The 15187-nt window shown below is 51.2% G+C and carries 15 protein-coding genes and 1 riboswitch; of the genes, 10 read left to right on the top strand and 5 right to left on the bottom strand.

What is annotated here, in order from left to right:
- Nucleotides 1–7 precede the first annotated feature (7 nt).
- From EnteroDNA1_RS00255 to rutG, 3 genes are read left to right on the top strand one after another with little or no spacing between them, the layout of a single operon-like run.
- On the top strand, nucleotides 8–598 hold the full coding sequence (locus EnteroDNA1_RS00255) for a malonic semialdehyde reductase (RefSeq protein ID WP_047061542.1): 591 nt from the start codon (nucleotides 8–10) through the stop codon (nucleotides 596–598).
- 9 nt (nucleotides 599–607) lie between these two features.
- Nucleotides 608–1102 (top strand): NADH-dependent FMN reductase RutF, encoded by a 495-nt coding sequence (gene rutF, locus EnteroDNA1_RS00250; RefSeq protein ID WP_069302622.1) that lies wholly within the window; start codon nucleotides 608–610, stop codon nucleotides 1100–1102.
- 21 nt (nucleotides 1103–1123) lie between these two features.
- Nucleotides 1124–2446: a pyrimidine utilization transport protein G gene (rutG, locus tag EnteroDNA1_RS00245; RefSeq protein ID WP_047061541.1), complete on the top strand. Its 1323-nt coding sequence runs from the start codon at nucleotides 1124–1126 to the stop codon at nucleotides 2444–2446.
- Here the strand turns inward: rutG and EnteroDNA1_RS00240 are convergent.
- Both EnteroDNA1_RS00240 and EnteroDNA1_RS00235 read right to left on the bottom strand, forming a co-directional pair.
- A complete protein-coding gene (locus EnteroDNA1_RS00240) occupies nucleotides 2434–3357 on the bottom strand; it encodes a DMT family transporter (protein ID WP_064672257.1) in 924 nt (307 codons plus the stop codon). The two genes, rutG and EnteroDNA1_RS00240, sit on opposite strands and share 13 nt — an antisense overlap.
- A gap of 117 nt (nucleotides 3358–3474) precedes the next feature.
- A complete protein-coding gene (locus tag EnteroDNA1_RS00235) occupies nucleotides 3475–3645 on the bottom strand; it encodes a general stress protein (protein ID WP_023311077.1) in 171 nt (56 codons plus the stop codon).
- Nucleotides 3646–4035: 390 nt separating this feature from the next.
- On the opposite strand from EnteroDNA1_RS00235, the gene wrbA reads away from it, so the two are divergent.
- Together wrbA and EnteroDNA1_RS00225 are read left to right on the top strand one after the other, a co-directional pair.
- Entirely contained in the window at nucleotides 4036–4632 is a 597-nt protein-coding gene (wrbA, locus tag EnteroDNA1_RS00230; protein ID WP_023311076.1) for an NAD(P)H:quinone oxidoreductase, read from the top strand.
- Between the two features lie 20 nt (nucleotides 4633–4652).
- Nucleotides 4653–4880, top strand: a complete 228-nt coding sequence (locus EnteroDNA1_RS00225; protein ID WP_008499832.1) for a YccJ family protein — start codon at nucleotides 4653–4655, stop codon at nucleotides 4878–4880.
- Between the two features lie 32 nt (nucleotides 4881–4912).
- On the opposite strand, the gene agp is transcribed toward EnteroDNA1_RS00225, so the two are convergent.
- A complete protein-coding gene (gene agp / locus EnteroDNA1_RS00220; protein ID WP_048976699.1) occupies nucleotides 4913–6154 on the bottom strand; it encodes a bifunctional glucose-1-phosphatase/inositol phosphatase in 1242 nt (413 codons plus the stop codon).
- 152 nt (nucleotides 6155–6306) lie between these two features.
- On the opposite strand from agp, the gene EnteroDNA1_RS00215 reads away from it, so the two are divergent.
- Both EnteroDNA1_RS00215 and EnteroDNA1_RS00210 read left to right on the top strand, forming a co-directional pair.
- Nucleotides 6307–6750: a winged helix-turn-helix transcriptional regulator gene (locus tag EnteroDNA1_RS00215; protein ID WP_032658095.1), complete on the top strand. Its 444-nt coding sequence runs from the start codon at nucleotides 6307–6309 to the stop codon at nucleotides 6748–6750.
- A gap of 125 nt (nucleotides 6751–6875) precedes the next feature.
- On the top strand, nucleotides 6876–7670 hold the full coding sequence (locus EnteroDNA1_RS00210) for an SDR family NAD(P)-dependent oxidoreductase (RefSeq protein ID WP_048976700.1): 795 nt from the start codon (nucleotides 6876–6878) through the stop codon (nucleotides 7668–7670).
- A 1-nt stretch (nucleotide 7671) separates the two neighbouring features.
- On the opposite strand, the gene EnteroDNA1_RS00205 is transcribed toward EnteroDNA1_RS00210, so the two are convergent.
- Nucleotides 7672–8031, bottom strand: coding sequence for a winged helix-turn-helix transcriptional regulator (locus EnteroDNA1_RS00205; protein WP_047061537.1), 360 nt, complete (start codon nucleotides 8029–8031; stop codon nucleotides 7672–7674).
- A 100-nt stretch (nucleotides 8032–8131) separates the two neighbouring features.
- On the opposite strand from EnteroDNA1_RS00205, the gene EnteroDNA1_RS00200 reads away from it, so the two are divergent.
- On the top strand, nucleotides 8132–8881 hold the full coding sequence (locus EnteroDNA1_RS00200; protein WP_029741836.1) for an SDR family oxidoreductase: 750 nt from the start codon (nucleotides 8132–8134) through the stop codon (nucleotides 8879–8881).
- Between the two features lies 1 nt (nucleotide 8882).
- Here the strand turns inward: EnteroDNA1_RS00200 and EnteroDNA1_RS00195 are convergent, their stop codons facing one another.
- Nucleotides 8883–9386, bottom strand: coding sequence for a DedA family protein (locus EnteroDNA1_RS00195; RefSeq protein ID WP_039261670.1), 504 nt, complete (start codon nucleotides 9384–9386; stop codon nucleotides 8883–8885).
- Nucleotides 9387–9545: 159 nt separating this feature from the next.
- Nucleotides 9546–9715: riboswitch (M-box (ykoK) riboswitch) on the top strand.
- A gap of 60 nt (nucleotides 9716–9775) precedes the next feature.
- Here EnteroDNA1_RS00195 and EnteroDNA1_RS00190 point away from each other — a divergent pair.
- The gene (locus EnteroDNA1_RS00190) at nucleotides 9776–10777 is read left to right on the top strand and encodes a magnesium transporter (protein WP_029741838.1); all 1002 of its coding nucleotides are present in this window, start codon (nucleotides 9776–9778) and stop codon (nucleotides 10775–10777) included.
- Between the two features lie 646 nt (nucleotides 10778–11423).
- Nucleotides 11424–15041, top strand: coding sequence for an SIR2 family NAD-dependent protein deacylase (locus EnteroDNA1_RS00185; RefSeq protein WP_069302621.1), 3618 nt, complete (start codon nucleotides 11424–11426; stop codon nucleotides 15039–15041).
- Nucleotides 15042–15187: the final 146 nt, after the last annotated feature.

The raw sequence follows: 15187 nt of genomic DNA, 5'->3' as shown, positions 1-15187 counted from the left end.
AGCTTTAATGAGCGAAGCCATTACCCCCGCCGCGCTGGAAACGCTGTTCACCGGCGCGCGCACCCATAACGGCTGGCAGGATATGCCCGTCAGCGACGAAACGCTGCGCGAAATCTACAACCTGATGAAATGGGGGCCCACGTCCGCCAACTGCTCCCCGGCGCGAATTGTGTTTGTGCGAAGCGCGGAGGGAAAAGAGAAGCTGCGCCCGGCGCTCTCCAGCGGTAACCTCGAGAAAACGCTCACCGCTCCGGTCACGGCGATTGTCGCCTGGGACGGTGAATTCTACGAGCGCCTGCCCGAGCTGTTCCCGCACGGCGATGCAAAGAGCTGGTTTACCACCAGCCCCGCGCATGCGGAAGAGACCGCCTTTCGCAACAGTTCAATGCAGGCCGCTTACCTGATTTTCGCCTGTCGCGCCCTGGGGCTGGACACAGGCCCGATGTCGGGATTTGACCGCCAAAAGGTCGACGAAGCCTTTTTCACCGGCACGACGCTTAAAAGCAATCTGCTGATCAACATTGGCTACGGCGATACCCGCAAACTTTACGGGCGCCTGCCGCGTCTGGACTTTGACGATGCCTGCGGGCTGGCGTAAGGAGCGATGATGACATCACCGGATAAACAAACCTTTCGCGACGCCATGGCCTGCGTTGGCGCGGCGGTCAACATCATCACCACCGACGGCCCGGCGGGGATGGCAGGCTTCACCGCCAGCGCGGTGTGCAGCGTCACGGATTCACCGCCCACCCTGCTGGTGTGCCTGAACCGCGGTGCGTCCGTCTGGCCAACGTTTAGCGAAAACCGCACCCTTTGCGTGAATACCCTGAGCGCCGGACAGGAGCCTTTATCTAACCTGTTTGGCGGTAAAACGCCGATGGCGGAACGCTTTGCCGCCGCCCGCTGGCAGACGGGCGACACGGGCTGTCCGCGTCTGGAAGATGCGCTGGCCTCGTTTGACTGCCGCATCAACCAGGTGGTGAGCGTCGGCACCCACGACATTCTGTTTTGCGACATTATTTCGATTATTCGCCACCCCGCGCCGCAAGGGCTGGTGTGGTTTGACCGCGGCTACCACGCGCTTATGCGACCCGCCTGTTAACCCGCCTTAAGGAGACAGACCATGTTCGGATTTCCCCACTGGCAGTTGAAATCGACCTCCACAGAAACAGGCGTGGTCGCGCCGGATGAACGCCTGCCGCTCGGGCAGACGATGGTGATGGGCGTTCAGCACGCGGTCGCCATGTTTGGCGCCACGGTGTTGATGCCGATGCTGATGGGACTCGATCCCAACCTGTCTATTCTGATGTCGGGTATCGGTACCCTGCTGTTCTTTTTCGTCACCGGCGGGCGCGTGCCCAGCTATCTCGGATCCAGCGCCGCCTTTGTGGGCGTCGTCATCGCCACTACCGGGTTTAACGGCCAGGGGATCAACCCCAACCTGAGCGTGGCCCTCGGCGGCATCATCGCCTGCGGCCTGGTGTACACCCTGATTGGTCTGGTGGTGATGAAAATCGGCACGCGCTGGATCGAGCGAATGATGCCTCCCGTCGTGACGGGCGCCGTGGTGATGGCAATTGGCCTCAACCTCGCGCCAATTGCGGTCAGGAGCGTCTCCGCCTCGCCGTTTGAAAGCTGGATGGCGGTGATCACGGTGCTGTGCATCGGCCTGGTGGCGGTGTTCACGCGGGGCATGATCCAGCGTCTGCTGATCCTGGTTGGGCTGATTGTCGCCTGTCTGGTCTACGCCCTGCTGGCCAATGTTTTCGGTCTGGGCAAGCCGGTTGACTTTACGCTGCTCCACCAGGCCGCCTGGTTCGGCCTGCCGAAGGTGACCTCGCCCACCTTTAACACCCAGGCGATGATGCTTATCGCACCGGTGGCGGTGATCCTGGTGGCGGAGAACTTAGGCCACCTGAAGGCGGTTGCGGGGATGACCGGGCGCAGCATGGATCCGTACATGGGCCGCGCGTTCGTCGGTGACGGTCTGGCGACCATGCTCTCCGGTTCCGTAGGCGGCAGCGGCGTCACCACCTATGCCGAAAATATCGGCGTGATGGCGGTAACCAAGGTCTACTCGACGCTGGTCTTCGTGGCGGCGGCGGTGATGGCGATGCTGCTCGGCTTCTCACCGAAGTTCGGCGCGCTGATCCACACCATTCCGTCCCCGGTCATCGGCGGGGCATCGATTGTGGTGTTTGGGCTGATCGCCGTGGCCGGCGCGCGCATCTGGGTACAGCATCGCGTCGATCTCAGCCAGAACGGTAACCTGATTATGGTGGCGGTCACGCTGGTGCTGGGCGCAGGCGATTTTGCCCTGACGCTGGGCGGGTTTACGATTGGCGGGATTGGCACGGCGACCTTCGGTGCGATCCTGCTTAACGCCCTGCTGAGCCGCCGGATGGCCGCTGCGCCGCAGGGCGCCGTAGTGCATCAGGATTCCTGATTTAACGCCGCGCTGTCATTTTCTGGCAGCGCGTTTTTCTTCCGTTTGAGCTTTAACTCGCTCACCAGCACCCCGGCGACAATGAATGCCGCGCCCACCAGCGCCAGAAGCGGCAAACGCTCACCTGCAATGCGTCCGAAAATCCCCGCCCAGACCGGTTCACCGGTATAAATCACCGTCGCGCGGGTTGGCGATACGCTGCGCTGCGCCCAGTTCATGGTGACCTGAATAATGGCGCTGAAGATACCCAGCCCCAGTGCGACCACCACCAGGCCGGTGGACATCGGCGGCACGGACTCCCCTGCCGGCACCATCGTCGCAAACGCCACCAGCGACGCTGTGGCGAGCTGCACCACCGTTACCCGCTTGACGTCGACCTTGCCCGCCCAGGCGCTAATCAGAATAATTTCCGCCGCAATGGCAATCGCCCCTATCAGGGTGATGATTTCGCCCGGCCCCAGCGCAAGCAGGTTGTTTTCCGGCCCGGCCAGTAAGATCAGGCCGATAAACGCCAGCACGATGCCAATACAGGACATCAGCCCCGGCAGCCGCCCCAGGCACAGCCACTGCAGCAGCGGCACCAGCGGCACATACATGGCGGTGATAAACGCGGATTTACTGCTGGGGATGGTCTGCAATCCCCATGTCTGCAGGCTGTAGCCCATCGCTATCGCCACCCCAATCGCCACGCCGGCCTTAAGTTCTTTCAGCGTCAGCCCCCGCAGCGTTTTAAGCGAAATCAGCCCCACGGCAAGCGCCGCCGTCGCAAAGCGCAGGCCAACAAAAAAGAACGGATCGCTGAGGGTCACCGCGTACTGAACGGCCAGAAACGTCCCGCCCCAGAACATGGTGATGAGAATCAGGATGGCTTCCTGCGGTTTAACGGAGAATTTGAAGCGTGAGACAGACATGCGGCACTCGCAGTTAAGATCAATTCTCTAGTGTGCGTTGCCTTTGGTTACAGTTCAATGTTGCAGAAATAAAAAAACCGCCGGGAGATCCCGGCGGCAGGGGTTCAACCCGGCGTGTTACTTACTGCTGCCGTGGCTGTTTTTCCCCCCTTTCTTGCCAGCTTCAGATGCGCGTTGCGGGTCATTCTTGAAATTGCCCCCGCTATGCTGGCCACCTTTACGGCCTGCTTCTGATGCTCTTTCACGGTCTTCTGCGAAATTACCTGAACCACCACGATGGTTTGCCATCTCTAACCTCCAGAATGTGAAACATTAGACATCATATTGCATTCAGTAAAAGAGGATTCTTTCACCTCGCAACACAAGGACAGTGCCTTTATCTGTGCCGCGTGAAACTAAGCTTAGTGGAATGCCGCTATCCGGCAAGCCGCAGGTAATATTCTGCAACATGAACTCAGCCTTTCGGGTGAGATGACGCGGCGGCAATTCATAAGCCTTTCTTATCATTTCAAAAATCTGCTGCCAAAAAGTTGTTTCATTTTGCTACAAAGCCTTTTTGTAACCATATTGTTATAAATCAAAGAAATGCCGTTCATTTTTGCAGTCTGGCTGTGATGGCATATCTTTAAAAGAACGCAGCGATCCGCTGTCAGAAAAACCAACGAGGAGTGATGCAAAATGGCAAAAGTTCTGGTGCTCTATTATTCCATGTATGGACACATTGAAACCATGGCTCACGCGGTAGCAGAAGGTGCGAACAGGGTTGATGGCGTTGAGGTTGTGGTGAAACGCGTACCGGAAACCATGCAGGCGGAAGCCTTCCTGAAAGCCGGGGGGAAAACGCAAAACGCCCCGGTCGCCACCCCGCAGGAGCTGGCGGACTATGATGCCATTATCTTCGGCACACCGACCCGCTTCGGCAATATGTCGGGCCAGATGCGCACCTTCCTCGATCAAACCGGCGGACTTTGGGCATCCGGGGCGCTCTACGGCAAACTCGCCAGCGTATTCAGCTCTACCGGCACCGGCGGCGGTCAGGAGCAGACGATTACCTCAACCTGGACTACCCTTGCTCATCACGGGATGGTGATTGTGCCGATTGGCTACGGCGCCCAGGAGCTGTTTGACATTTCCCAGGTGCGTGGCGGTACGCCGTACGGCGCAACCACCATTGCCGGTGGAGATGGCTCACGTCAGCCAAGCAATGAAGAACTGTCTATCGCCCGCTATCAGGGTGAATACGTCGCGGGTCTGGCCAAAAAACTGAACGGCTAACACCCAACAGGAGGACAAGCATGCCAACTCAAGAATCCAAAGCTCACCACGTGGGCGAATGGGCAAGTTTACGCAACACCTCTCCGGAGATTGCCGAAGCTATCTTTGAAGTCGCGAAGTACGATGAAAAGCTGGCCGAGCAGATTTGGGAGGAAGGTAACGATGAGGTGCTGGTGCGCGCCTTCGAAAAAACGGATAAAGACTCGCTCTTCTGGGGCGAGCAAACCATCGAACGTAAAAACGTCTAAGCGTTTCCCCCCGCCGCAGCGGGGGTTCTCTTTTACTTCGCCGCGTTATTCATCACCGAATTGAATTTATCGACAGGACAGAAGCCGTTCGCATCCACCGGGCAGCCTTTCAGCTCCAGCGTCACGCGCTGCGCGGGCGACTGCAGCGACAGCACGCTGGCGTTACGCAGCTGCTCTGAGCTCTGGTAGACATACTCAATTTTCATCAGCTCCTGGTTGGCATTTTTGTCATGCCAGCGCTGGAAGACAATCTTGCCGCCAATCGGGGTGCGCTCCTGCTGGTCGTGCAGCTGATACGGTTTGAAATCCAGGGCCGTCAGCAGGGAAGCAATGTTCGAGTCATGCCCGACCAGCAGGGTGATTTTCGGCGCTTTGGCCTGCTCGGTGACCAGCGTTTTATCGATATATTTCACCAGCGGCTTCGCCACGTTTTGTGCCACTTCGGTGGAGGTAAACAGCGAATCCTGATAGCCGTTCTTCAGCTTCGACAGCACGCGCCACTGCTGGTCGGTTTTGATTTCGCCCCAGGCTACCTGGTCGGCCGGGAAGCCTTCGTAATACTGCAGCGTGAACGCATCCACCAGCGAGTTACCCACCTTCAGCGGCCCGGATACGCCAGGCTCTTTTTCATAGTCGGCGCTGAAGGTATCTTTCGCGTCCGCCAGCGAGCAGACCTTTTTCTCTTTGCAGGACGGAGAATCGGCGTAGTTCGTCATTTGCTCCAGCAGCTTATAGCTTTCGGTAAGCTGCATTTTCTGCCGCTCGGACTCCATCGCCTTAAGCGCTTTTTCGCGGAATTCCGGCGAGTTATCGGTAATCACCGGATTAAAGGTCGGATCCATGGTGCCCATTTTTTCCTGATGGTGCACGGGAACGTCGCAGCCCGGAAACGCGCCGGTGATGAAGAACTGCGCGGTGGCGACGGTACGCTGCAGGCTGTTGGCGTAAGCATAAACGCTATCCGCCGCCGGGCATTCTCCCGTCTTCACCATCCCCTGCTGCGCCAGCCACTCGCGCATGTAATGGCCCATATAGACTTCCAGCACGCCGCCCTTGGTGGTGAGCTGGCCGCCCGGCACCTCCCACTCCGGCCACTGCTTCGGCGTGGACTGCTCCAGCACGCTGCCGTTATTGGCGAGCGGCGCGCGCAGGTTGTGACGGCTCATGATTAAAACTTGCTCCAGCTGATACCCTTCCGGCGTCTCTTGCGCCTGCACGCCAAACGTTGCTGAAATGGAACCGGCGACTGCCAGCGCGAGTAGTGCTTTTCTCATCCCTAATTCCTCACTCGTTTTAAAATGTCGCGTTCAGTGTGACAGATTCGTGACAATTTTCCGGGAAGCATTTCTCAAACTGATGATTAACGTGCTTACGGTCTGTACCAATAAGTTTTATAATAAAACCACACCCCACCGGAGAATTGACCGTGAAACGTACCCGCCTCGAAGAGAGCACCTGCCCCGTCGCCCGTTCGCTGGATATCATCGGCGACTGGTGGTCGCTGCTGATCGTGCGCGACGCGCTGCGCGGGATTAAACGCTTCGGCGAGTTCCAGAAAAGCCTCGGCATCGCGAAAAACATGCTGACCACGCGGCTGAAACTGCTGGTCGACGAAGGCATCCTCCGGCTTCAGCCCGCGTCCGACGGCAGCGCCTGGCAGGAATACGTCCTGACCGACAAGGGGCGTGCCCTGCAAACGGTGCTGGTTGCCCTCTCCCAGTGGGGCAATGAATTTTTGTTTGCGGATAACGAATGCGGCACCGTGCTGGTCGATACCGAACAGCGCAAACCCCTGCGCAAACTGGCGCTTATCGCCGACGATGGCCGCGAACTGACGCCTGAAGAGATCGTGGCAAAACTCCCATCCTGATCGTTCCCGACGGCAACAGCACAAAATGTTCGCAAATATAGTTGCATTATAAAACCAAATGACAGAGAGTTTATTCAGTTTCATCTTGAAACCAAATAACCCACTTTGCCCTGAGGTAACACACGATGACTACGCAAATCACCACCGCCCTGATTACGGGCGCCTCTTCCGGAATTGGTGCCGTTTATGCCGACCGTCTTGCCGCGCGCGGCGCTAACCTGGTTCTGGTCGCCCGTCGCGAGGATCGCCTGAAAACCCTTGCCGCCGACCTTCGCGCGCGCTACGGCGTGGCCGTCGATATTCTGGTGGCCGATCTTACCGATGAAGCCGGGATCCGCGCCGTGGAAGAGGCGCTGCGCAGCAATACCGCCATTGATACGCTCATTAACAACGCGGGCACCGCGCAGATGGCGCCGTTCCTCGCGGGCGATGTGGCGCAGCATCAGGCCATTAACACCCTGAACACCACGGCGCTGATGCGTCTGACCTACGCCATCCTGCCGCGCCTGGCGCAGAACAATCGCGGCACGCTGATCAATATCGCGTCCGTGCTGGCCCTGCACGTCCGGGCGGGCAGCGCGCTCTACAGCGCCACCAAGGCGTGGGTTCTGAGCTTTACCCGTGGGTTACAGGAAGAATTTGCCGACAGCAGCGTGCGCATTCAGGCCGTGCTGCCCGCCGCCACGGCGACGGAAATCTGGAGCCATTCGGGCGTCACGGTAAACGATCTGCCGGAAGGATCGGTGATGACCACCGACGATATGGTGGATGCATCGCTGGCGGGTCTGGATCAGGGTGAACCGATCACCATCCCGCCGATGCATGACGCCGGCCTGTGGGATCGCTACGAAGCGGCGCGTCTTGAGCTGTTCAACAGCGCGCGCACCGGCATTCCGGCACCGCGCTACGCAAAACAGTAGCCTAGCGCTCAAGCTGGTCGCCGTACTCGCTCATCCAGGCGGCCAGCGGGGAGAGTGCGTCCTGCAGGGTTAACCCCAGCGCGGTGATCTGATACTCCACGCGCGGCGGGATCTCCGGGTAGACCGTCCGCGTCACCAGCCCGCGCTGCTCAAACAGGCGCAGCTGCTTGGTCAATTCTTTCTGCGTGATGGGTGTGGCGGCCCGCAGCAGATCGCCAAAGCGTACGGGCGTGTTGAACACAATCAGACGGTACAAAATGGGGATCGCCCATTTACCGGAAATCAGGTTCACAAACTGCGTCATCGGGCAGGTATACGCCTCAGATTTTTTTTCACAGCACACCTCCAGCATTTCTGCCATAGCACACCTCTTGCCTCTTTAGTATCCATTTGGTACCTGGTTTCCTTTCGATACTAACGTTTCTATAGTGCTTTCTCCAGAGACATTTCAGGAGAAGAACATGGGTCGTTTAACAGATAAATATACGCTGATTACCGGCGGCACCAGCGGCATCGGTCTTGCCACCGCGCAGGCGTTTATCGCCGAAGGCGCGCGCGTCGCCGTGACCGGACGCAACCCGGACACCCTCGCCGAAGCAGAACGTATTCTTGGCGATAAGGCCTGGGTGATCCCGACCGATGCGGGAGATATCGCCTCACAAAAAGCACTGGCGGAAACCCTCGCCGCCCGCTGGCCACGCCTGGACGCGGTGTTTCTCAACGCTGGTGACGTGACGCACGCGCCGCTGGAAGCCTGGCAGGAGGATGCCTGGGACCGCCTGATGGGCATCAACCTGAAGGGGCCGTTCTTTTTAATTCAGGCGCTGCTGCCGCTGCTGAATAACCCGTCGTCGGTGATCCTCTGCGGCTCCGTGAGCGCGCGTATCGGCCTGCCGACCAGCAGCGTGTATGCCGCGAGCAAGGCCGCCCTGCTGTCGCTGGCGCGCACGCTGTCGGCGGAGCTGCTGCCGCGCGGGATCCGCGTCAACGGCCTGAGCCCCGGTCCGGTGGAAACCCCGGCGTTTACGAAGACGGGCTTAAGCGACGAGGCGCTTAACGCGATGATGGCGGAGATCATCAAGCTGGTGCCGCTCGGCAGAATGGGCTCGACGACGGAGCTGGCAAAAGCCGCGCTCTATCTGGCGTCCGACGAGTCGAGCTACACAGTGGGAACGGAGCTGCTGGTGGACGGCGGAATGGGGAGTTTGTAATTCAAAAGGCGCTGATGCCGGTGACGATGCCGACATACAGCGCCGCCCATGCGCAGGCGGAAAGCAGGCTGACGGCGTAGACCTTGACTGCATTCAGCCTGAGCATTCCCGCCGCCAGCGGCACGATGTAGCGCAGCACCGCCAGAAAGCGCGCGGTGAACAGGACCAGCACCCCGTTTTTCTGCAGCTGATGCTGCACCCGCAGCATTTTACCGGCGTGCTTTGCCGAGAAGCGGGTCATCCATCGCGTGTGCCCCATCAGCTGGCCGATATGGTAGTTCAGCACCGAACCCGCCGTTGCCCCCAACACCACGGCCAGCCACGCCTGCGCAGGATGCATGCTCGCCTGGCTGACGGTAATGCCCGCCAGCAGCATCACCGAGGCGGGCGGCAGCACGGAGGAGACTAGCACCGTCGATTTACTCAGCGCCATCACAAATAACAGCGCGAAAAGATGTGCCGGATACAGCGCAAAATGATTCAGCAGATTATCAAACCACGCCATTATCCTCTCCTCCGTTGATTATTTAATCCTCCATTAGAAATGAATTAACCTAAATAAACCCTCAACATTTTATTAATAAAAATCGTCTAAACCGTTCTTAAACATTATTTAATTTTCTGAGCGGTAAATTTAAATAAGCGTATTATTCCTCACGTTTTACAACGATCTCGTTATGGCGAGGCTCCTGTACAAATACACGTTATCGCTCTGGTAGGTTCGAGAGAACCGACACAGGGTAAAACAGGCACTGTCGAATCAAGGCTTTGTCAGTATAACTTCCCTCGCGGGATACGGTGTACAGTGCTGAACCCAGGACGTGGGGATCTCCTCTTCGACATGCCCTGTCTTGCTCGCCCCTGAGAGATGTTATTATTCAAAGGGAATTCACTATGTCTTACGCTATTCACAACCAGAATCTGGCATTCAATGACAGCGCCATTGCGCAATATATGAATACCGATTTTATTGTCCTCGATATTTCATTATGCGTGGCGCTGGCGCGCGAGCAATTCTTCGAAAAATTAAAAGACGACGATATTCCGTCTCATATTTTTATTGAAGACAATGGCCGCCTGGCGGGCATGATTGCCGTGCGTAAATTGCTGCAAACCGCCGATACGGTACAGCCGGTGAAATCGCTGATGATTTCGCAGTTTTTGCAGGTCAAACCGGAGGATGAACGTGCCGATGTCGCCGGACTGCTGGCGCACGGCGGCGCGGATGTGGTGCCCGTGGTCACCCACGGCAAGCTCGTCGGCTGCCTGACCGAGCGCGAAATCGCCCATCTGCTGGAAGATGACGTCACCGAAGACGCCCAGCTTCAGGGGGCGACGCTGCCGCTGGAGAAGCCCTATCTGGACACCAGCCCGTATAGCCTGTGGAAGAAACGCTCCGTCTGGCTGCTGCTGCTGTTTGTCGCGGAGGCCTACACCAGCTCGGTGATCCAGCATTTTGAAGAGGCGCTGGAGTCCGCCATCGCGCTGGCGTTCTTTATTCCGCTGCTGATCGGCACGGGCGGCAACAGCGGGACGCAGATCACCTCCACGCTTGTGCGCGCCATGGCGCTGGGGGAAGTCCGCCTGCGCGACGTTGGCCGCGTGCTGCGTAAAGAGATGACCACCTCGCTGATGATTGCCGCCACGCTCGGTATCGCCGGGTGCATTCGCGCCTGGATGATGGGGATTGGGCTGGAAATTACGCTTATCGTCAGCCTGACGCTGGTGTGCATTACGCTCTGGAGTGCGATTGTGTCGTCCGTCATTCCGATGGTGCTCAAGCGCTGCGGCATTGACCCGGCGGTCGTCTCCGCGCCGTTTATCGCGACGCTTATCGACGGCACCGGGCTGATTATCTACTTTAAGATTGCGCAATATACGCTGGGGCTGGAGTAATCTTGTGAGCACCTCTTTCACGTGATTGAGGTGCTCACTCCGCTACACATCACCAAGTTGATGCGCAATCTCACGCAGCTGCTGGGCCAGCGCTTGGAGGTTTATCATATCCTCGTCCAGCTAATTAACACTCACGCCGGCGAGTAAGACAAATCGAAGACATTTACATAGCGCTGTCTTTATCACTGTCAAGAAGGCGCTGCGTCAATACAACCACCTTATCCTCAAATTCAGATCAATGGTCATCGCCGTCAGTGCCAGATAGTTGATAAGATGAATTATGAACAACGTTACTTATTTCTCATCTGTAGAACATCTGTTGCCCGCTAGACAACACATTTGAGCGAGCTGTTATAGCCAGAATCAGCATGGTTAAGAGCATGTATCACCACTTAACACAAATTACTCATTTGGTGCCAGTTCATCTATCTCTTGCCAGTGCATCACTCGAACCTTCACTTAACCAATGAAGGTTCAGTAATCGTGAAAAATGATGTAATTGTCAAACATGTAGATTTGTAGATGTATATCTTTTTTAAACTTTAAATGTAAAAAAATCATAATGATGATAGGATCATAGTGTTCACTAGATTATATTATTTAAAATGGCTAATTTCATCACTAACATATTGAAAGATATCACAACATGGAAAAATTAAACTCTATATTTTCGCAAGATGATACTATTCTTTTTATAGGATCCGGGGTTTCATTGTGGTCAGGGCTACCATCATGGAGTAGGTTGATTGAAGAATTGGCGGATTTTATTGAGCAAAATGGTAATGATGCTAAGTTGGTACGCTCAGAAGCTATGCGAGGTGATTTGTTACAAGCTGCCAGTTATGGGTTCGATCAACTTACAAAGCATCAGATGGGTGAATTCATTCGTAAAGCCTGTCGCTATGGATATGCAAAACCTCACGATATTCATCATAAGATCATATCTCTTGGACCAAGTTGTTTCATAACAACCAATTATGATGATCTAATTGAACAAAGTCTGCGTAAATGGCAGCCAGAAATATTTTATCGCCCTCCTATAACAAATCGACACTTAACTGAAACTGCTGAGATTGTACATGCCAGAGCTACAAATTTTATATTTAAACCTCATGGAGATGCCAGTGATAGTGAGAGTATTATTTTAACAAGAGAACAGTATCGATTGCTATCAGCTCAGGGAGAACGACACTCTGCACTTGAATCGGTAAAAATGCTCTTAGCAAGTCGACCTGTAGTATATATTGGTTTTGGGCTCCGTGACCCAGATTTTATATACTTAAGAGATCTACTCGCCAATATTTATAAAGGCGGAACTAGAGATCATTATGCGATCATGGCAGATGTCAATGATTCAGAAATAGCATACTGGAGAAAAAACTATGGCATTCATCTAATTAATTATACCACCACTGAAAATGCTGATAATTCTAGGAATCATCAACAATTACTTGACCTGCTTGACAAGTCAATAGCGAATTCTCATCAAAGGAAAGAAACTGAAATTTTTGAAACAACATCATTTGAAATGATACTTTCTTTGGCTCGTCATGCATCATCTATGATGCATGTTACGAAGTCATCCCCCGAGTTTACCATTCGTGTAAATCAAATCATCCAAAAAAATGTTGCTTCTAACAGGTATGACCTTTATAACGATAATAGTGTGGTGAATACATTCTTGGATTCAGGGCCCAGGCAGGCTATCATCATCGGCCTTCCAGGCTCAGGAAAGAGTTATTCTTTAAAACAAGCCGCAGCGATGTATGCGGAAAGACTCCATCACATATGTCTAGCTGATGAATTTGACACAAAGTTAGTAACAATACCCATATTCGCAGATTTGAAACTTTATTCAGGAAATCTTAAAGAGCTAATAAATCAAACACTACCAAGAAGCTTGGATATTAACAATATTTTAAAGACATTCAAATTAAAAATATTTTTAGATTCTTTCAATGAAATGCCAAGGGATTTCTTAGAAAGTGGTAAATATGAACTTGACTTTCAGCAATTCATTCAAGAGTTTGAAAGTTCCGCTATAATTATAAGTTCAAGAACAAGTGATGGGTTAGACAAACTTAATTTCCCAATTTATAATTTAAATCAAATTGATAAAGTTTCTGTTGACAAAGAACTATTAAGATTAGGATTCAAAGTAGCCGGCCGATTTAGCTATGAAACCTATCAACTTATCCAGCGTCCTTTTTATTTTCGGCTGATTGAAAATGGCTCTTTGGCACTTGATAATGAGACCCATCCTAGAGATTTTTTCAAAAAATATTTTAGTAACGTTAATAATGATTTCTTTATTCGGTTTGGCTTCAATATTCATATAGAGAAAATACTTTCTCCTGTTGCATATAATGCTCTCAATCGCGGAGAAGAAATATTTCCAACAATTAATTTAATCAACGCATTTTCTGAGATACTAGAGCATTTAAACGTAGAAAAAACATCATCACAAGATATTGCAAATTGGCTTATATCTAAATCATTAATACTACCATATATAGGTGGTAAAATTGGCTTTATACACCAATCGATAACTGAATATCTTGCAGCGACCGAATTATCAAGACTATATATAAATGACCGAAATTGTCTGAAAGACAAAATAAGACTTACACGATGGGATCAATCTTTATTCCTTACATTGAGTTTATTAGATGATAATGATGCCTCTACATTCCTTAAAGATGTAATAAATGCTGATTATTGCTTATCACTCGAAGCTGCCAAGTATATTGAAATAGGCCGAGATGAGATTGTAGAAAAATTACTTGAAAACATGTTAAATATTAAAGAAAAAAATTTCAACAGACAATGGAATATAGCAAGTTCTCTAGAGTTTAAACTTCCCCTAAACGATGTTCATGTACCACAACTAAAACAAATAATCGAAAAAGGCGACACTCTTGGAGGTGCGGCAGTTAAACGCCTCGTGGAAATAAAAGGTTCTGAAGTAAAAGATTATGTCTTAAATTTATTAATTCATAAAAGAAATGATTTCAATCTCTGCAGAAACGGCATTGCTCCAGCCCTAAAACCATTCATTACAAAAAACGATGCTGAAACTATAGTTAAAATGATAGACCTAGTGCAGGATAATAATATACTTGATGATGATTGTTACGAAGATGAGTTTAGCGGACTTGTAAGTGGAGCTTCAGAAATTTTTTCACATCTTGATCTTTCAGAGATTAAAGAGTATTTCATTCCAAAAAAATCTGCGCCCTTAAGGCTCACATTAAGAACTAAAATTTTATGTGAAATACTTAGTAACCATCATACAAACGAAGCACTAAATATTGCCGCAGATTTGTTATTGCTTTATCCTAAACAACTATCCATTACAATATTCTTCATTGTTAAATTTGGAGATGAATCGAGTCAACTATCATGGGATAAATTTACTCTGCAACATATCATGATATTAATGAATTATATTGAAAAAGATGATGGTGATGATAAAAAATGGAGTTTAGATACTTTGCAATATATATTGCAAGGAAGAGATGATTTAGCTAATAAATTTAAAGAAATTATTGCAAGTAAAGAAATGATTATCCAAGCTGTATATTTGACCTGTTTAAATAATAACACTGCATTACTATTTGATATTTTTAAAAGATTAATAGACATGGAGCCACATGAAAGAAAAACTCAAAAGATTTTCCTATTAAATGGTTATGATATCGATTGGTCGAGCCAGGAACAGCTTTTTTTAGAGATTTTAGAGACACGTGACAAAAATCTTGTCGGTGCAACATTCAGTGCTAGCTTGCCCACTGAAATTAAAAATTTAGCTCCCTTGCATATTAATAATATATTATGGATCCTTGAGTGGCTTCAAGATCTTACTCAACAACGAAATAGTGATGATTATCAATTCATTCAAAAACTTGGTTCATTTTTTGGCAAACATACAGACGGCCAAACACAGGGTTTGTTTATGGATGAATTTAATAAAAGCGAGTCAAAATACAGAGAGATAATCCATAAGTTTATATTTACATTTATGGAAAATATAAATATTGACGCATTTAGCTATGATGCCATAAATTACCTACTGGATGATCTTTCAAATAAAAATGCTGTTTCTTCTTTTCATGGCCATATAATTGGAAGAATTGCATCTGAAACTTTTATTGATGAGACTCTTTTACCGCTATTACACAGTTCCGATTCTATATTAAGAGAAAATGTTAATGAAATTTTGATCCAAGCTGGCTCTCGCCTTGGACGTAGATATCTTAATTAGAACATTAATATAGCCCGATCGATTTATGTCGGGCTTATTTTCATTAAAATTATTCCTAGTAAAAAATCCTAGCAATAACCCCATAAAATACTAATTAGGATTTAAATCATCATTTTATTATAAATAAATGAATCCTTATAAGTTAG

The sequence above is a fragment of the Enterobacter sp. HK169 genome (genome assembly GCF_001719105.1).
GTDB lineage: Bacteria > Pseudomonadota > Gammaproteobacteria > Enterobacterales > Enterobacteriaceae > Enterobacter > Enterobacter asburiae_B.
This window is presented reverse-complemented; position numbering and strand designations above follow the sequence as displayed.

Excerpts from the sequence above, each read along its gene's own strand:
- EnteroDNA1_RS00255 (WP_047061542.1), top strand. The coding sequence starts at position 8 with ATGAGCGAAGCCATTACCCCCGCCGCGCTGGAAACGCTGTTCACCGGC.
- rutF (WP_069302622.1), top strand. The coding sequence starts at position 608 with ATGACATCACCGGATAAACAAACCTTTCGCGACGCCATGGCCTGCGTT.
- rutG (WP_047061541.1), top strand. The coding sequence starts at position 1,124 with ATGTTCGGATTTCCCCACTGGCAGTTGAAATCGACCTCCACAGAAACA.
- EnteroDNA1_RS00240 (WP_064672257.1), bottom strand. The coding sequence starts at position 3,357 with ATGTCTGTCTCACGCTTCAAATTCTCCGTTAAACCGCAGGAAGCCATC.
- EnteroDNA1_RS00235 (WP_023311077.1), bottom strand. The coding sequence starts at position 3,645 with ATGGCAAACCATCGTGGTGGTTCAGGTAATTTCGCAGAAGACCGTGAA.
- wrbA (WP_023311076.1), top strand. The coding sequence starts at position 4,036 with ATGGCAAAAGTTCTGGTGCTCTATTATTCCATGTATGGACACATTGAA.
- EnteroDNA1_RS00225 (WP_008499832.1), top strand. The coding sequence starts at position 4,653 with ATGCCAACTCAAGAATCCAAAGCTCACCACGTGGGCGAATGGGCAAGT.
- agp (WP_048976699.1), bottom strand. The coding sequence starts at position 6,154 with ATGAGAAAAGCACTACTCGCGCTGGCAGTCGCCGGTTCCATTTCAGCA.
- EnteroDNA1_RS00210 (WP_048976700.1), top strand. The coding sequence starts at position 6,876 with ATGACTACGCAAATCACCACCGCCCTGATTACGGGCGCCTCTTCCGGA.
- EnteroDNA1_RS00205 (WP_047061537.1), bottom strand. The coding sequence starts at position 8,031 with ATGGCAGAAATGCTGGAGGTGTGCTGTGAAAAAAAATCTGAGGCGTAT.
- EnteroDNA1_RS00200 (WP_029741836.1), top strand. The coding sequence starts at position 8,132 with ATGGGTCGTTTAACAGATAAATATACGCTGATTACCGGCGGCACCAGC.
- EnteroDNA1_RS00195 (WP_039261670.1), bottom strand. The coding sequence starts at position 9,386 with ATGGCGTGGTTTGATAATCTGCTGAATCATTTTGCGCTGTATCCGGCA.
- EnteroDNA1_RS00190 (WP_029741838.1), top strand. The coding sequence starts at position 9,776 with ATGTCTTACGCTATTCACAACCAGAATCTGGCATTCAATGACAGCGCC.
- EnteroDNA1_RS00185 (WP_069302621.1), top strand. The coding sequence starts at position 11,424 with ATGGAAAAATTAAACTCTATATTTTCGCAAGATGATACTATTCTTTTT.